The sequence below is a fragment of the Parafrankia sp. Ea1.12 genome, assembly GCF_900465275.1.
In the GTDB taxonomy this organism is placed as follows: Bacteria; Actinomycetota; Actinomycetes; order Frankiales; family Frankiaceae; genus Parafrankia; species Parafrankia soli.
In genome coordinates this window covers 17,817-34,955 of record NZ_UBIZ01000331.1, presented here as the reverse complement: position 1 = coordinate 34,955, position 17,139 = coordinate 17,817, and the positions used below count along the sequence as shown (strand labels likewise).

Here is a 17,139-nt window from a genome sequence, read left to right as displayed (position 1 = left end):
GCCCAGTCGACCCGGACCCGGACCCGGACGCGCCGCCGAGGCCGGTGGTCGCGCTCGCGAACCGCTCACCGTGGATGTCCACCCGCGGCAGCAGGACGTCGACCCATCTGGGCAGCCACCAGTTCGCCCGGCCCAGCAGCGCCATCGTGGCCGGGACCAGCACCATCCGGATCACTGTCGCGTCGACCAGGACGGCGACCGCCATCCCGACGCCGACCATCTTCACGGTCACGTCCGGGTCCAGGGCGAAGCCCGAGAAGACGGCGATCATGATGAGGGCGGCGCTGGTGATCACCCGGCCGGTCGAGGCGAGCCCGCGGACGATGCTGCCGTGCGGGTCGCCGGTGGCGACCCAGTCCTCCCGGATCCGGGAGAGCAGGAAGACCTCATAGTCCATGCTCAGGCCGAACAGGACAGTGAACATCAGCACCGGCAGCCAGCTCGACATCGGGACGCTGTGCGGCAGGCCGAGCAGGTCCGTTCCCCAACCCCACTGGAACACCGCCGTCACAACGCCGTAGGCGGCCGCGATGGAGAGCAGGTTCATCACCGCCGCCTTGATCGCCACGACCGGCGAGCGGAAGACGACGGTAAGCAGCAGCACCGACATCCCGACGACGAAGCCGACCACCCACCACAGCCGCTCCGAGAGCAGCCTGGAGAGATCGGCGAAGATCGCCGTAGTCCCGGTGATGGACACGCCGGGCGGCAGCACGTCCGCGCGAAGTCGGGCGACCAGATCGGACGCGGCCTTGTCGCTCGGGCCGGTCGTCGGGACCACGCTGATCACCGCGGCCTCCCCGGACGGGGCGATCACCGGCGGCTCGACGGCCGTGACGCCCGGGACCGCGGCGACCTTCGCGACCAGGCCCGGCAGCTCCGGCGCCGGCAGCTGCCGCAGGTCGACGGCCAGCAGCAGCGGGCCGTTCTCGCCTGGTCCGTACTCGGCGGAGATCAGGTCGTAGGCGCGCCGCTGGGTGACGTCGGTCGGCGCGCTGCCGGCGTCCTGGGGCCAGGTGCGCATGGTCAGGACGGGTGCGCCGAGGGCCAGCAGGAAGATCAGTGCGGCGAGCGCCCACGGGCGGGGACGAGCGCCGATGCTCGCGGCCCACCGCGCGGTCAGGGTCCGCTTCGGCTTCGCCGGCGTCGCGTCCGAGCCGGTGCCGGAGTCAGCGCCGGGGGCCGAGCCGGTGCCCGCCGGCCTCGTGGAACGGGCGACGAACAACTCGGCGTGCGCCCGGCGGCGCAGCACCCGCAGGTCCGCGAGACCGCACAATGCCGGAACAAGGGTGACCGCGACCGCGACGACCGCGATGACAACGGACGCCGTCGTGAAGGCTGTCGTTACGTATGTGTTGAGACCCACCAGCCGCAGGCCCGTCAGCGAGACGATCACGGTGAGGCCGGCGAAGACGACCGACATACCGGCCGTCGCGTTCGCCCGCCCCGCCGCCTCCGCCACCGACAGGCCGGACCGCAGCCCCTCGACATGCCGGGTGACCAGGAGCAACGCATAGTCGATGCCGACGCCGATCCCCACCATCGACGCGAGGGTCGGGGCGATCGTGCTGACGGTCGTCGTCGCCGCGATCAGGGTGATGCCGGAGGCCCCGACCCCCAGCCCGATCATCGCCACCGCGATCGGCACCCCGGCGGCGATCACCGAGCCGAAGGCGATCAGGAGAATGAGCAGCGCGACCCCCACGCCGATCGCCTCGGCCCGGCCGTCGACCGACTGGAGGTTCTCCGAGATCTGGCCGCCGATCTCGACCTGCAACCCGGCGTCACTCGCCGGGGCGGCCGCCGCGTAGACGGCGTCCAGGGCATCGCGCCCGCCGAGCTGGGTGACCGGCTTCGAATAGTGCACCGTGAACAGCGCGGTGTCACCATCACGGGACAGTTCCGGCGGGCTCGCGACAATGGCGGACGGCACCTTGCCGAGCCGGGCACCGACGCTGGCCAGGATGGCCGGGTCGAGCTGGGCCTTGTTCGTGCCGTGCAGCACGACGCGCGCGTCGGCGCCGGCCAGGGTCGGGAAGCTCTGGCGCAGCAGGTCGGTGCCGACCTGCGAGGCGGTACCCGGGGCGTCGTAGTCGTCGCGCGGCTGACCCCCCGAGCCCGCGGCCAGCCCCAGGGCCGCCACCAGCACGGCAAGCCATATCCCGACAACCCGCCACGGCCGGGTGGCCGCGGCCGCGCCGATCCGGTACAGCAACCGGGACATCCGTCCTCCTCGACTCCGCTGGGCCGTCGTCTCCGCTCGGCCGTCGCCCCTGCTGGGCCGTCGTCTCCGCCGAGTCGCCAGGTCTCCGCCGGCCGGGATACGCGACGGCCGGGGTGGGCGATGGCCGAGATGGTGATAGATGAGGGGGGTGGTGCACGGCGGTCGCGTGCACCAGTGGGAAGATAGGCGGGGTTTCCATGGCACGGTGGGCAGGAACCCTGCGCGAACACTATGTCGCCGAATGCGCCGTAATCGGGCGAATCGCCCACATCGGCTCGCCCGCTGGGAGGCGGGACGCATGCGGGCACGTCGCGCGCTCGCGATGTCATGAACACGACGCCCGCCAGTGCCTCCCGGCCTCTTGCGGTGCGGCGGCTTCTGCCGCCACCCGGTAGGCGCTCTGCGGTTCCGCGGAACCCCGGGATCGACCGTGGCCCGAGTCGGGTCACAGTGCTTCGGAGGCTCCGCTCACCGCCAACTGGTCGTCGCCGCCGGCCGGGGGGAGGGCACGGCCGCTGACGGCCACCCGGTCGCGCCCGGCGCTCTTCGCCGTGTACAGCGCGTCGTCGGCGGCGCCGAACAGGTGGAACGGGTCGGCGGCGTGGGTGGGCACGGCGGCCGCGCCGACCGAGACGGTCACCGCGATCACCTGCTCCCCGCGTACCTCGGACTCGTCCGTGTCCACACCGTCGGCGTTCCCGCCACCGGTCGGCCCGCTCCGGGCCGACCCGGCCAGCCCGCCGCCTTCCAGCCCGCCGCTGCCCGTAGACGCACTGCTCGGCGGACCGCCGTCCGGCAGCGTGGGATGGTCTGTGGCGGTGCGGGTGCTGATTCGGATCGGCTCGCTGCCGACCTGGCGGCGCAGGCGCTCCCCGACGGTGGCGAGGTCGGTCTCGCGCAGGTTCGTGACCAGCACGGCGAACTCCTCGCCGCCGTAGCGACCCAGGACGTCACCGGGCCGGGTCGCCGCCTGTAGCCGGTGGGCGACCTCGACGAGCACGCCGTCCCCGACGAGATGACCGTACCGGTCGTTGATCGCCTTGAAGTGGTCGACGTCGACCAGGAACAGGCCGAGCCGGGTGCCGTCGCGCAGTGCGCGGTCCACCGCCGCGGACAGCTCGCCTTCCAGGTGCCGGCGGGTGTGCAGCCCGGTCAGGACGTCGGTGATCGCGGCTCGATGCTGGTCGGCTACCAGACCCGCCATCCGGAAGATGATCAGAATGAACATCGCCGCGCTGGCCACCGCCACGACGACCAGCCCGCTGGTCTCCCCGCGCACGCACTGCACCGCGAGCACGACCGGGGCCACCAGCGCCGCGGCGGTCAGCGCGAGCAGGCGGGGGACGGAGAGCACCGAGCCGGGGCGGGTGCCACCCACCTCGAGGCGGCTCATGCTCGGGTGTAGCGCGGCCGCGCCGAGGAACAGTGCGGTGGCCAACCAGAGGACGTCCAGCTCACCGCCGACCCGGTAGTCGCCGTCGAGCTGGCGCGGCACATAGCGGGCGTCGGTGGCGAGGACCGCGGCGAGGTGGGCGGCGAGCAGGTAGAAGGCCGGTGGGCGTCGGCCGCCGTCGAAGAACAGGCGCAGGCTCGCCGCGAAGAGGGCGAGATCGCCCACCGGGTAGGCCACCGAGGCCAGGCTGACCAGCGGGGACTGATCAAGCGCCAGTCGCGGGGCGACCAGGTAGACCCAGGAGACCAGCGCTCCGGCGACGGCCATCATCAGGCTGTCCAGGACGCCGGCCACGCCGCCCGGCCGTCCCCGCCGCCGGGCGAGGATCATCAGGCCGGCCATCAGCAGGGGATAGCGGGCCAGGTGGCAGGCGTCCCCGATGCCGGGGAAGCCGTCGGCGCCGGGTCCGTCGCGGGAGCCGGCGAGGATCGCGTCGCCGAGCACGGAGATCGCCTGGGCGGCGGCGAACAACCACCAGGGCAGGCTGCCCGCCGGCCCGTGGCGCCGCCTGCCCACGGCGACCGCCACCACCGCCGAGCCGCTGACCAGCAGGTAGAGCGCCACGCGCGGCCCGGACGTCCCGCCGGCGGCCGGGAGCGCGCACGAGGCGGCCACGAGGACCAGCCCGCCGGCCAGGTACCAGACCCAGCCACGGTCGGCCGGCGCACCCGCCGTGGGTCGGGCCGCCGTCACCGAGAACCTGGTGTCGCCGGCCACCGCGCGCCGGACGGGAGTGACCGGGCCATGTTCAGCGTCTCCGATACGAATGCCGGATCTGTGCGGGGCGCCGGTTTCCAGGGGCGCCGAGCCCGCGGGTGCGGGGTCCGTGCGTGGCGGGTGCGCGGGGTGCCGGCCCGGGTCGGGGGGCGGGCTTCTCCCGTCGATGGCGATGCGGACGCGCGCCGCGCCGTCGCTCCGCGTGTCGGGTCAGCCGGCAGGGAGGTTCGACTTGGCGGGTCCGGACCCGTGACCCGTTTCGGAACCGTATCGAATGGTAGCTCTTCGTACACGCTCGTTTGACGGGCGGTGTGAGCTTTTGTCTGATTCTTGTTCCTGTGAGTTCGTTTCCGGCCGGGCCTGGTAGGCCCGGCTCCCCTCAGGCGAGCCCGAGGACGGAGATGAACCGCCGGGCCGCGGCACCGCCGGAGTCCAGAGCGATGGCCCGGGCCCGGACGGTGTCGAGATCGTCGAGCAGTGCGGCGTCGACCTCGTCCGTGGCGGAGGCGTCCCGGACGGCACCGGGGCGGCTGGCTGCGGAGTAGAGGAGGTCCAGGCCGGCCTCGGCCTCGTCGAACGCCGCCTCGTCGAAGTCCCAGTCGTCGTCCCGGGGGCGCACCAGGCAGAGCAGCCGCACCGCGGCCGGGCTGTGCCTGGTCAGCAGGTCGTCGACGAAGGTCAGGTTGCCCAGCGACTTGGACATCTTGACCCCGCCCGAACGGACGGTCCCCGGCCGCAGCCAGGCCCGCGCGAACGGTTGCACGCCGGTGGCGCGCTCGGCGAGCAGCGCCTCCACGGCGTGGTGGGGGTAGCGCAGGTCGGCGCCGCCGGCGTGCAGGTCCACGCTGGAGCCGAAGGTCGACAGGACCATCGCCGCGCACTCGGCGTGCCAGCCGGGCCGGCCGGGGCCCCACGGGCTGGGCCAGCTCGGGTACCCGCCGTCCGGCCGGGCGGCGCGCCAGACGGCGACGTCGAGTGGGTCGTCCCGTTCGGGGTCGTGCGGGTCGTCGTTGTACTCGGCGGCGAGGGCGATCGCGGCCGCCCGGTCGAGGCCGGCGCGTTCGGCGGCCTCGGCTGTCCGGGCGTAGACGCTGCCGCCGCGCTCGTAGGCGTGGCCGGCACGCAGCAGCGCCGTCGCCAGCTCGATCACCCGGGTCACGGCCGCGCGCGCGGTCGGCTCGTGGTCGGGTGGGCGGATGCCGAGTGAGGTCATCGTGCGGTCGAAGGCGAACCGCTGCAGCGACGCGATCTGGTCGAAGGGCAGGCCGGTCCGGCGGGCCTCGTCGAACATCGCGTCGTCGACGTCAGTGATGTTGCGGGCCAGCTCGACCGGGACCCCGACGTTGCGCCACACCCGGATCGCAAGGTCCGTCCACAGATAGGTGGCCGCGTGGCCGAGGTGGGTGACGGCGTACGGGGTGATGCCGCACACGTAGACCCGGGCTCGGCCCACCACCGGCAGCGGCGCCCCGCCGAGCCGCAGCACGGGGCGCATCGGGTTCAGTGCGACATCCATCGCCTCAGCATGCCACCGCGGTGCCGGGCGGACACAGGCGTCGTCCGGACCGCCCCCGGGTAGACCTGTCGGTATCCGCCCTGGGCGGACCCGGCCGGCGTTCCGTACCCCCCGTGGATGGCGGGAACACGGGCCAACCCGCAGGAGCGTGACGAGGATGACCAAGGGGACTCGTCCGGGGGAGTGACGATTCGTCGCGCAACATCCATACTTTGGGGCTCGCCGTTCGGTTGGTCTGGGGGCCGGTCGATCCCGCGGTGGGCGGCCGAGGAAAGTCGTAACGACCCAGGGCCCGGAAGGACGCCCTGTTGACCCGGGGACGTCTGCCCGGAAAGCTTCGCCCAGGTGGTTCGTGCTGTATGGGAACCACCATGTGTTCCGCCGCTCACGTCTGCGCGGGCGTGACCGGCCTGGGGGGTTGGTCGTAACCAAGAAAGGCCTCGAGAGAGGGGCGTCCGTGCGAACGCTCGAACCCACCACCCTCGACCTCGACGCGATCGAGGTGGACAAGCTCAACAAAGGCGTCACGCTCAGTCTGCTGATACCCGCTCGCGGGCCTGAGGCGGCGCGGACGCTGGGAACCATCGTCGCGCTCAACCGGCAACGCTGGATGCAGGAACGCAGTGTCCTCGACGAGATCGGGGTCATAGTGGACCCCTCCTCGGACGGAGACGAGCACGATCTCGTCCGGATCGCGACCGAGGCGGGCGCGAGCTGGGTCGTGCGCGGCCAGTCCGTCCTGGAGCTCCACGCGGGGCGGGAGGCGGCCACGACCGGAGGCAAGGCGGGTGCGATGCGTAGTCTCGCCTACCTTGCGTTCGGAAATCGCCTCATATTTCATGACGCGGACCTCGAAAGCTACGATCCCGCCACCGTAGGTGTTCTCGCCGCCGCCGCGACGGCTGGCAACGCCCCGCTTTTCGTGAACGGAAGCTCGCGCAGGGTCACCGGGGACGGTCAACCCGGCGGACGTACGACCGAGATGCTGCGCTCGCTGCTCTCGAAACAACTCGCGCGCTATGTGCCGTCCATCACGCGGGCAATCCAGCCGTTGATCGGGGAGTTCGTCATCGACGCCGACGTCTTTGCGGCGCTCGCGTTCTCCCGCGGCTACGGGGTGGAGACCTCGCTGAAGGTTCTGGCTCTCGACCTTCTCGACTACTCGGACTGTCTCCAGGTTGAGCTGCCGATCAAGTATCAGGTTGGTCAGCACTACCACAACCTGGTCAAGCAGTTCCATGAGATCAGTTTCACAATCGACGTTCTCGAGGCGTACTTCCAACGCCGCCGGGTCGATCCGCACGTCGCCATCTGGCAGATTGCCGACAACTACGACCTCCTATTCCCGGGGCGTACGTACGCCCTGCACCGACCGCCGGGTTACGACGACATCGACTTCGTCCCGCGGCTGGGCTTCTACCAGCCGCTCGCGACGTCGTCGGCCTACCAGGCCCGGCTGCCCGAGATCAAGAGTGCTCGCCGTGTCGCACTGGACACGCTGAGTAGGCGGATGCGGGCCTCCGCCTGACCCCTCCAGCCTGAGCGCGCCCGCGTGAACCCGCGGGCCTGAGCGGGCTGGCCTGAGTACGCCGGCCTCGGTGCCGGCCTGGTCGCCTCCCGGCGGTCAGGCCCGCACCGGGGTGGCCGGCCCGGTGGCACCGTCCGCGCGGGCGATCACGGCGTGGTGGTCGATCGGGGCCCGGTGGCCGGCCCGGTCCAGCGCGCCGAGCATCTGCTGGTCGAAGAGCTCCTGGCTGCCGGCCAGCGGTTCCGGCATGTGCCCGAACAGCTCCAGCGCGATCAGCCCGTGCAACTGGGTCCACACCGACATGCAGGCCGCCGTCCCGGCCGGGGAGAGATCGGCGCAGTCCCAGGCCAGCAACTGCTCGCGCAGGCCGGGCGACAGCTCGACCTCCAGCACGGACGGGTCGATGTCGCCGGCCGCGATCGCCTCCGCCATGCACCGGAACATCACCGCGACGGACCGCTCGAGCTCGTTGATGAGCGCCTCGCTGTGGTCGGTGAGGTCGGTCGGCTGCGGGCCGAAGATCAGCGTGTACTCGGTGGGGCTGTCCTTCGCCCACTGGCGGTGGGCCCGGGCGACGAGGAGCCAGCGCACCGCCTGGTCGTCAGTGGGCGCCGTGGCGAAGGCGGCTTCGAGCGCGTCGGCGAGCGAGGCGTACGCGTCCTGGGCGAGCACGGAGATCAGCGCGGCGCGGCTGTCGAAGTACCGGTAGAGCGCCGACGGGGTCATCCCCATCGCGCGGGCGACGGCTCGCAGCGAGAGTGCGGCGGTGCCGTGCTCGGCGAGCTGGGCGTGGGCGGCCGCCTTGATCTCCTCGATCGTCGCCTGGCGGACTCGTTCGCGTCGTGGGGCTGTGCTTGTCACAGCGCCATGCTGGGCTCAGTGGTGAGCGGTGTCAACTTTCGAGAACAGGGGTCTTGACGGCGACCGGTGTTTGCGAACACTGTTCTCTCAAGCGATCGGTTCTCTCGGGAGGGTTCCGTGTTCACGGCAGTAGCCAAGCTAGTCACCCGCCGGCCACGACTTGTGCTTCTGGTAACCCTTGCCGCGCTCCTGGGCGCCGGGGTGCTGGGAATGGGCGCGTTCGGCAAGCTCGAGTCGGCGGGGTTCGACGACCCCGCCTCCGACTCCAGCCGGGCCGCCGACCTCGTCGACACGAAGTTCGGTGGGGAGCCGAACCTCGTCCTGCTCGTCACGGCCCGCGCCGGGGCCCCGGGCACGGACCCCCCGGCCGTCGACACCCCCGCGGTGGCCGACGCCGGCCGTCGCCTCGCCACCGAGCTGGCCGCCCAGCCCGGGGTGACCAACGTGTCGTCCTACTGGACCGGGGCCTCGCCGCTGGTCTCCGACGACGGCCGGGCCGCGCTGGTCCTGGCCAGCGTGGACGACGACCACGAGTCCGACCTCGTCGCGAAGTACGAGGACCTCTTCGAGGCCGGCCGGCCCGGCGGGCCCGACGCCGACTCCCCGGTCACCGTCCGCCCCGGCGGCGCGGCGACCGTCGGGGAGGACATCAACGGCCAGGTGGGCGCGGACCTGGCCGTGGCCGAGTCCATCGCGATACCGATCACGATGGTGCTGCTGGTGATCGCCTTCGGCGGTCTGCTCGCCGCGCTGCTGCCGCTGGGGATCGGGCTGGTCGGCATCCTGGGCGGCTTCGCGTTCCTGTCGGTCGTCGGTGGCCTGACCGACGTGTCGATCTTCGCCGTGAACCTGACCACGGCACTCGGTCTCGGCCTCGGTATCGACTACGCGCTGCTCATGGTCAGCCGGTTCCGGGAGGAGCTCGCCGCGGGCCACGACCGGGCCACGGCGGTGTCGACCACGGTGCGCACGGCCGGCCGCACGATTCTGTTCAGCGGCGCGACGGTGATCGTCGCGCTCGCGGTGATGCTGGTCTTCCCGCCGTACTTCCTGAAGTCGATGGCGTACGCGGGCATCGCCGTCACCGCGGTCGCCGTGATCACCGCCGTGACGGCGCTGCCCGCCGTGCTCATGCTGCTCGGCCCGCGGGTGAACGCGCTGCGCGTCGGCGGCCTGATCGGACGGCTGCGCCGCCGCCGGGGTGAGTCCTCGGCCGTTGCGGGAGTCCCGACCGCCACGAGCGCCGCGGCGGGTGGGGGAGCGCCCGGGGCGGAGCGGGAGGTGCCGCGGGAGGCCGTCGAGTCGCCGTTCTGGCGGCGGGTGGCCACCACCGTCATGCGCCGCCCGCTGCTGACCGGGCTGCCCGTCGTCGCCCTGCTCCTCGCGCTCGGCGCGCCGTTCCTGCACGTCGAGTTCGGCACCCCGGACGACCGGGTCCTGCGCGAGGACGCCTCCAGCCGGGCCGTCGGGGACGTCCTGCGCGACGACTTCTCCTCCAACGACGCCGGGGCGATCGTCGTCGTCCTCACCGGCCCGACCGAGCGGCTCGGTGCGCCGGGCATCGCCGACTACGCCACGGAGCTGTCCGGGCTCGACGGCGTGGCTCGGGTCGACAGCTCCGCGGGCATCGTGCTCGACGGGCGGGTCGTCGTGCCACCGGGCCCGACCACCGAGCGGTACGCGGCCGAGAACGCCGCCTACCTGCGGGTGGTGTCCTCGGTGGAGCCGCACTCCGACGAGGCCCAGGCGCTGGTCGGCGTGATCCGGCACACCGCCACCCCGGCGGGCACCCAGGCGCTGGTCGGCGGTCCGCCGGCGGTGCTCGTCGACGGCAAGGCGACCATCGGCGACCGGCTCCCGCTGGCCATCGGCCTGATCGCGCTGGCCACGTTCGTCCTGCTGTTCCTGTTCACCGGCAGCGTGCTGCTGCCGCTGAAGGCGATCGTGATGAACGGGCTGACGCTGACCGCCGTCTTCGGTGTGGCTGTCTGGATCTTCCAGGACGGTCATCTCTCCGGGGCGCTCGGCTTCACCCCGGGCCCGCTGGACACGTCCATGCCGGTGCTGCTGTTCTGCATCGCGTTCGGCCTGAGCATGGACTACGAGGTCTTCCTGCTCTCCCGGATCAAGGAGGAGCACGACGCGGGCGCGTCGAACACCGAGGCGGTCGCCGCCGGCCTCGCCCGCACCGGTCGCCTCGTGACGACCGCCGCGGCGCTGCTCGCGGTCACCTTCCTCGCCTTCGGGACGTCCTCGGTGCGGTTCATGCAGATGTTCGGCCTGGGCACGGCGCTGGCGATCCTGCTGGACGCCTCGCTGATCCGCGGGGTGCTGGTGCCGGCGTTCATGCGGGTCGCCGGGGAGGTCAACTGGTGGGCGCCGAAGCCGCTGCGGGCGCTGCACGCCCGGATCGGCCTCAGCGAGGGCTCCGGCGAGGGCTCCGGCGCGGGCCCCACCGCCGAGGGAGTCAGTAGCGTTCGAAGCCCCGCCGGCGCTCCCAGTCGGTGACCGTCCGCTCGTAGCCGGACAGCTCGACGTCGGCGGCGTGCGCCAGATGGTCGACGACCCGCTCGCCGAACGCGGCCCGGGCCGTGGCGCTCTCCCGCCACGCCCGGGCCGCGTCGCGTAGTGAGGCGGGCAGCCGCGGCACGTCCGGCGCGGCGAAGACGTTTCCCGCACGCGGCGGCGGCAGCGGCAGCCGGTTCTCGATGCCGTGCAGCCCGGCGGCGAGCATGCCCGCGATCGCCAGGTAGGGGTTGGCGTCGCCGCCGGGCACCCGGTGCTCGATGCGCAGCGACCGGCCGCGCCCGACGACCCGGATCGCGCAGGTGCGGTTGTCCAGGCCCCAGGAGATCCCGGTCGGCGCGAAGCCGCCTGGCGCCAGCCGCTTGTAGGAGTTCACGGTGGGCGCGTAGAGCAGGGTGAGCTCGGCCATGCAGGCGAGCTGCCCGGCCACGAACCACCGCATCAGCTCCGACATCCCGGCGTCCGGGCCGGCGCCGTCAGCGGGCGCGCCGGCGGCGAGGACGAAGCCGTCGTCGGCGGCGCGCAGTGAGAGGTGGACGTGGCAGGAGTTGCCCTCACCCTGGTCGTACTTGGCCATGAAGGTCAGGGCACGCCCGGCCGCGCCCGCGATCTTCTTCGCGGTCGTCTTGTAGAGCGCGTGCCGGTCGCAGGTGCGCAGCGCCTCGTCGTACCGGAAGACGATCTCGTACTGGCCCGGGTGGACCTCGGCCCGCGCCGACTCGACCGGTGCGCCCGCCGCGGCCATCGCCCGGCGGATCGACCGGACGAGATCGTCCATCCGTTCGGTGCCGGCGAGCGCGTAGTCGACGTTGTAGGAGCTGGCCGGGGTGAGCCGGGCGTAGTCGCGCCGGGCGGCCTTGCGGTAGGCCTCCTCGAACACGAGGAACTCCAGCTCGGTGCCGGCCAGCGCGCGCAGCCCCAGTGCCGCCAGCCGGTCCAGCTGCCGGCGCAGGACGGTCCGCGGCGCCACGTCCACCGGCGTCCCGTCGGGCCAGACCGCGTCCGCGATCACGATCGCGGACTCCGGGTGCCACGGCGCGTGCCCCAGCGTCGACAGGTCCGGGACGAGCCGCAGATCCCCGAAGCCGCCCTCCCACGGGTCGTAGGCGTAGCCGGGGCCGGTCTCCATCTCCACGTCGACGGCGTGCAGGTACGCGCACGCCCCCAGGCCGTCGCCGCCCAGCACCTCCTCGCGGAAGTACTCCGGTGACAGCCCGGTCCCCACCAGCCGGCCCTGCAGGTCGGGCACGGCGACGATCACCTCGTCCACGTCACCGAGCAGCGTCGCCAGGCCCGGGTGCTCCGCCGTGTGGTCCGCCGCCGTGTGGTCCGCCCGCGTGCCGTCGGCCCGGGTGTGGTCCGGTTCGGGGGTCACCCGTGGCTCCGCCGCGGTGGGGCGAGCACCAGCGGGTTCGCCACCGTGCCGTGCAGGACGTCGAACTGGGCGTCCCGCCCGGAGCGGTCGTGGAAACCCGCCCCGGCGAACTGCTCCCGGTTGAGGCAGACCCGCTCGAAGGACGGGGCCAGCAGGTCGACCGCGGCGAACCGCTCGGCGTACTCCGGGTGGGCCTCCTGGTAGTCCTCCACGGCGCCGCGGACGAGCGACCAGAACTCCTCCTCGGGTACGCCGAGATGGTCGGCGGCGATCACCGAGAAGTAGCGGAAGTGGCCGGCGAACACCGCCGAGAGCACCGAGTGGGCGAGCATCCGGCCCGGCCAGTGGCGGCACAGCGCGCCGGCGCCGCCGTCCGTCGCCGCCCGCTCGGGGAACTCTCCCTCGACGAGGTCGATGTCCGCGCCGAAGTCCTTCACCGCGATCCGCCGCGGGATCCCACCGGCGTCGAACACGCAGATCACGTTCTCGCCGTGCGGGGTGAACGCCACCCCGTACACGTACAGGTAGTGCAGCAGCGGCGGGAGCAGCGCGTCCAGCAGCGCGGCGAGCCACCGCGCCGGCTCGAGCCCGGAGCGGCGGACGAGCTCGGCGGCCAGCGACTCGCCGTCCGCGCCGACGGTGAGCAGGCAGGCCATCGTCCGGGCCCGCTCGTCGGGGGCCAGGAAGGACGCGACCGGCTCCCGCCAGAGCACCCCGAGCAGCTCGTGCAGCCGGTAGGGGGCGTCCGGCACCGCGTCGAAGGCGGGATGCGCGACGGTGGCTCCGGCGATCTCGGGCAGCACGACGACGCCGGTGGCCCGCAGCACCGGATCACCGTGGGCGAGCGACACCAGCCACGCCGAGACGGCCGGTCCGGCGGTGGCGTCCGCGGCGGACATCCCGCGCCACACCAGCGTGTTCCGGATCATCAGCGCGAGCTTGACGTCGCGCCGGCCCGGGGTGTCGATGTTCGCCACCGTGCGCACGGACTGCAACGGCAGGTAGCGGTCGGGCGCCTCGCCGAGGTCGACCAGCTGCCCGGTGGCGAGCGGGCCGGCGAACATCGGCGCGACCACGTTCTCCCACTGCCACGGGTGCACCGGCAGCCACACGTACCGCTCGGCCAACGCGGCGGCGTCCGCCCCGGCGGTGGGCTCGAGCGCGGCGCGCAGGACCGCGCCGAACTCGGCTCTGGTGGCGGCGGAGAGCTCGGCCTCACGCAGCCCGGTGGCGCCCAGCCCGGGGCCGGTGACGAGCCGCGCCAGCTCGGCGTGGGCGGCCACCCAGCGCAGCCGGAACGGGCGGCGCGACTCCGGGGCGTACCGCGCCGCGTCGGCCGCGTCGAACCCGAGCCGCCCCTTGTTCGCGATCATGCAGGGATGACCGGTCTGGTGCCCCTCCAGCTCAAGGTGGGAGAGGTCGGCGAGCGCGCGGGCCGGCAGGGCCGTCCGCAGGATCTCGGCGTCGGCGCGCTGGGTGGCCGTCACCTCGCGCACGACATCGGTCAGGACGTCCCCGGACCAGCCCAGGCCCTGCCGGGTGTCGAGCAGGAACCGGGCCGGATCCCAGGCCGGCTCGCCGTCGCGGCGCAGCGTCGCCGGGTCGGGCCACCAGGTGCCGAACGTGCCGCGCCGGGCGGTGAACGTGTACGTGACGGGGCCGCACTCGATCCGGTACGGCGCCGGCGCGCCGCGCCCGACCGGCGGCGGGGTGCGCGGCGGGGACGCCGGCTCGGCCCGCGGGACGAGCAGCTCCTCGTAGGCGAGCTCCGCGATCAGTCGGGTGAGCAGCGCCAGCCCGGCAGCGCGCCACCGCCCCGCGGCGGCTGTGGGAAGCCCGGTGGTCAACGGCCTGCTCCGCCGACCTCGACGGGCCGGGCCGGGGCGGTGCCCGCGGCGGGCCCGCCGGGCGACTGGGGCCGGGCCGGGGCGCCGAAGGTGGTGAACGCGGCCGGGCGGGGCAGGCGGTGCGCCCGGCCACCGGTGAGATCGTCGAGGATGACCGCCGCCCGCCAGGCCCCCAGCCCGAGGTCGGGCGCGCCCACACCGTGCGTGTGCAGCTCGGCGTTCTGGACGTAGATCCGCCCGCTCACCTCCGGCTCGGTCGCGACCCGGTACCGCTCGTCGACCTTGAACCGGCCGCCGGCGTCGAGGTCGAGCAGCCCGGCCACCGGGTCGAGCAGCGCCGGCCGGCGGGCCGCGTAGCCGGTGGCCAGCACGACCGCGTCGGTGTCGACGGCGAACTCCCGGTGCTGGTCCCGGTGCCGGCAGCGCAGGCGGTAGCTGAGCTCTCCGCCGCCGTGGGTCACCCCTTTCACCGACACGTTCGGCAGCAGCAGGGCGTCCGCCTCGGCGCCGCCGATGCTGCGTTCGTAGAGCAGGTCGTAGATCTCGGCGATGGTCTGCGCGTCGACGCCCTTGTACAGCTGCCACTGGCCGGGGACGACGGCGTCCTTCGTCTCCTGGTCGAGTCCGTGAAAGTAGCGGACGTGGTCAGGAGTGAACTGTTCCAGGCCCAGCTTGGAGTACTCCATGGGGGCGAAGGCCCTGGTCCGGGTGATCCAGGCCAGCGAGTGCCCCGTCCCGGGCTGCGAGCGGAGCAGGTCGAGGAACACCTCGGCGCCGGACTGCCCGGAGCCGACGACGGTGACGTGCCGGGCGCCGTCGAGCTGGTCGCGACGTCCCAGGTAGTCGGCCGAGTGGAACACCCGGGGGTCGGCCACGGTGGCGAAGGCCTCCGGGACGGCCGGCTCGGTGCCCACGCCGAGCACCAGGTTGCGCGCTGTCACGGTCACCGGGGCCGGCTCGCCGGCGTGGCTGACCGTCACCCGGAACAGGGCGGCGTCGGGATGCCAGCGCACCGCGTCGACCCGGGAGCCGAACCGCGCCGACCCCAGGGCGTGCGCCACCCAGCGGCAGTAGTCGTCGTACTCGCGGCGCGGCAGGTGGAAGCGTTCGTAGAGGTAGAACCGGAACAGCCGGTCGTGCTCGCGCAGGTAGGACAGGAACGACCAGCGGCTGGTCGGGTCGATCAGCGTGACCAGGTCGGCCAGGAACGGCACCTGCAGCGACGTGCCCTCCAGCAGCAGCCCGGGATGCCAGCGGAACGCGTCCTGCCGCTCGAAGAAGGCCGTTCGCAGCCCCGGCACGCCGTCGGCGAGCGCCGCCAGCGACAGGTTGAACGGGCCCAGCCCCACGCCGAGCAGGTCGTAGGGCGCGCCGGCGGACGCCTCAGGCCCGGCGGCGGGGGAGGGTGACATCACGGGCGGACCTCCACGAGCGGATTGGGAATCTCCACGTAGACGGACTGGCTCGCCACCGGTCCCACCAACTCGTCCCGGCCGTCCACGCACATCCGCAGGTTGGCCTTGCAGGGCAGGGTGGGCGAGTCCAGCAGCTGGTCAAGCAGGCCGTGACGGGGCAGCTCCGAGCGCAGCGCGAGGAGCGCGTCCCGCAGGCCGCGCAGCAGGTCGGGCTCGTCGGCGATCCCCGCCGCGCCCAGCGCCCCGATGACAGCGAGGGCGTTGTTCACGACGGCGTAGTAGACGACCCGCTGCTCGACCAACTCGTCGTCGAACACCGCGGGCAGGCCGTCGCCGAGGCCGGGGACCTCGCGCCGCGCGGCGTCGGCGTGCGAGGCGGCCAGGTAGTAGCCCTGGCTGTCGCGGTACCACCCGGCGATCGGCCAGCCCCGCTCGTCCAGCGAGACGAGGGTGTTCTGCAGGTGGGCCTCCAGGCCGACGCCGCGGCGCAGGTAGAGGTCGAGCACCGGGATGACGAGCACCCGCAGGTAGCGGGCGAACCACTCGCGGGCCACCGGCCCGGTGGGCGCTGATCCGGCCAGGCGGCTGATCAGCCCGGCGAGCATCGACCGCCGAGAGCGCCCGGGAGCTCCCGGCTCCAGATCCGGCCGGTCGGCCACCAGCGCCGCGGCGCACGCGACGCGGTCACCCGCGCTGAACGGGTTCGTCCGCAGAGTGCACTCCAGGCCCTCGGCCCGCACCCCGGCCCAGGACGGCTCCGGGACGAGCCGGAAGGCCGGGTGGCGGGCCCGCAGCCACCCGTCGAGGGCCAGCCGGGCGTACCTGGCCATCTCGGCGCCCAGATCGAGCTCGTCGCGGTGCAGCTCGCGCCGCGAGTTGGTGATCCGCATGCCCAGCGAGAGCTTGAGCATGACCGGCGCGTCCGGCCGCCAGACGGTGCGCAGGGACGCCGTCGGGAACCAGGGCGGGCCGGTCGGGCCGAGGTCCACCAGCCGGCCGTCCGCGAGCAGGCTGGCGGCCTCCGGGCGGGCGGGGACGGCCCGCGCCTGCCAGGGATGGGCCGGCAGCGCCCGGTACCCCGGCGGTAGCGCCGGGCCGCCGCCGCCGCGCAGCGACGCGAGCAGCGCGGACGGGTCCGGGCCGCCGTGCCGGACGATGTCGGGATGCGCGGCGAACCAGTGCAGCGGGAAGGAGCCGTCCAGCTCGGGTGAGTACCGGGCGCACTCGGCCTCGGGCGCCTCCCCCCGGTTCTTGGCGGCGGGGTGGAACGGGTGCCCGGTGACGAGGGCGCGTTCCGCGGCGAGGAAGGGCTCGGCGGGCGCGCGGCGGGGGAACGCGATGATGCGCGCGATCCACTCGGCCGAGTCGAGGACGCGCGCCAGCGCCGTCCGCGTGGCCGCGGCCGGCGACCCGCCCCCGGCTCCAGCTCCGGTCGCGGCTGCGGCCTCGCGGATCAGGAGCGCGGCGAGCAGGCTGGCGTCGAGCGGGGCGCCGCCCAGCCGCGGCCGGCCGAAACGGTGCCAGCCGGTGGCGGAGCGGTAGGTCAGCGCGACGTCGACAGTGAGCCCGGTGGACGGCAGCGCCAGCCGCAGCTCCCCACCACCGGGGACCGGCGGCGGCCCGAACTCCCGGGTCCAGCAGCGCAGCAGCACCTCGGTCACGACCTCGTCCGCAGCG

General features: G+C 73.6%; 10 protein-coding genes. 2 read left to right on the top strand and 8 right to left on the bottom strand.

The annotated features are described in order from the left end of the window. From FMEAI12_RS18390 to FMEAI12_RS18380, 3 genes are all read right to left on the bottom strand, one after another. Window positions 1-2,224 (bottom strand): MMPL family transporter (locus FMEAI12_RS18390; protein ID WP_146776725.1); only part of this gene is annotated, 2,224 nt, incomplete at its 3' end. A gap of 445 nt (window positions 2,225-2,669) precedes the next feature. After that, entirely contained in the window at window positions 2,670-4,370 is a 1,701-nt protein-coding gene (locus FMEAI12_RS18385) for a diguanylate cyclase (protein WP_112106988.1), read from the bottom strand. 403 nt (window positions 4,371-4,773) lie between these two features. Further along, window positions 4,774-5,889, bottom strand: a complete 1,116-nt coding sequence (locus FMEAI12_RS18380; protein ID WP_112106987.1) for a cysteine--tRNA ligase — start codon at window positions 5,887-5,889, stop codon at window positions 4,774-4,776. 478 nt (window positions 5,890-6,367) lie between these two features. Here FMEAI12_RS18380 and FMEAI12_RS18375 point away from each other — a divergent pair, with 478 nt between their 5' ends. Beyond that, complete coding sequence (locus FMEAI12_RS18375; protein WP_041253654.1) at window positions 6,368-7,438, top strand: hypothetical protein; 1,071 nt, start codon at window positions 6,368-6,370, stop codon at window positions 7,436-7,438. 96 nt (window positions 7,439-7,534) lie between these two features. Here the strand turns inward: FMEAI12_RS18375 and FMEAI12_RS18370 are convergent, their stop codons facing one another. Beyond that, window positions 7,535-8,299 (bottom strand): TetR/AcrR family transcriptional regulator, encoded by a 765-nt coding sequence (locus tag FMEAI12_RS18370; protein WP_112106984.1) that lies wholly within the window; start codon window positions 8,297-8,299, stop codon window positions 7,535-7,537. Window positions 8,300-8,416: 117 nt separating this feature from the next. Here FMEAI12_RS18370 and FMEAI12_RS18365 point away from each other — a divergent pair, with 117 nt between their 5' ends. Further along, window positions 8,417-10,807 (top strand): MMPL family transporter, encoded by a 2,391-nt coding sequence (locus tag FMEAI12_RS18365; protein ID WP_112106983.1) that lies wholly within the window; start codon window positions 8,417-8,419, stop codon window positions 10,805-10,807. On the opposite strand, the gene FMEAI12_RS18360 is transcribed toward FMEAI12_RS18365, so the two are convergent. The 4 genes from FMEAI12_RS18360 to FMEAI12_RS18345 form a co-directional block, all read right to left on the bottom strand. Continuing rightward, the gene (locus FMEAI12_RS18360; RefSeq protein ID WP_200835327.1) at window positions 10,767-12,116 is read right to left on the bottom strand and encodes a glutamine synthetase family protein; all 1,350 of its coding nucleotides are present in this window, start codon (window positions 12,114-12,116) and stop codon (window positions 10,767-10,769) included. The genes FMEAI12_RS18365 and FMEAI12_RS18360 overlap by 41 nt on opposite strands. 80 nt (window positions 12,117-12,196) lie before the next feature. Then, window positions 12,197-14,047, bottom strand: a complete 1,851-nt coding sequence (locus FMEAI12_RS18355; protein ID WP_112106981.1) for an IucA/IucC family siderophore biosynthesis protein — start codon at window positions 14,045-14,047, stop codon at window positions 12,197-12,199. Beyond that, window positions 14,044-15,459, bottom strand: coding sequence for a lysine N(6)-hydroxylase/L-ornithine N(5)-oxygenase family protein (locus FMEAI12_RS18350; RefSeq protein WP_112106986.1), 1,416 nt, complete (start codon window positions 15,457-15,459; stop codon window positions 14,044-14,046). The genes FMEAI12_RS18355 and FMEAI12_RS18350 overlap by 4 nt, the downstream gene beginning before the upstream one ends. Further along, entirely contained in the window at window positions 15,459-17,123 is a 1,665-nt protein-coding gene (locus FMEAI12_RS18345) for an IucA/IucC family siderophore biosynthesis protein (protein WP_368672085.1), read from the bottom strand. Before FMEAI12_RS18345 ends, FMEAI12_RS18350 begins: the two co-directional genes overlap by 1 nt. Between the last annotated feature and the right edge of the window lie 16 nt (window positions 17,124-17,139).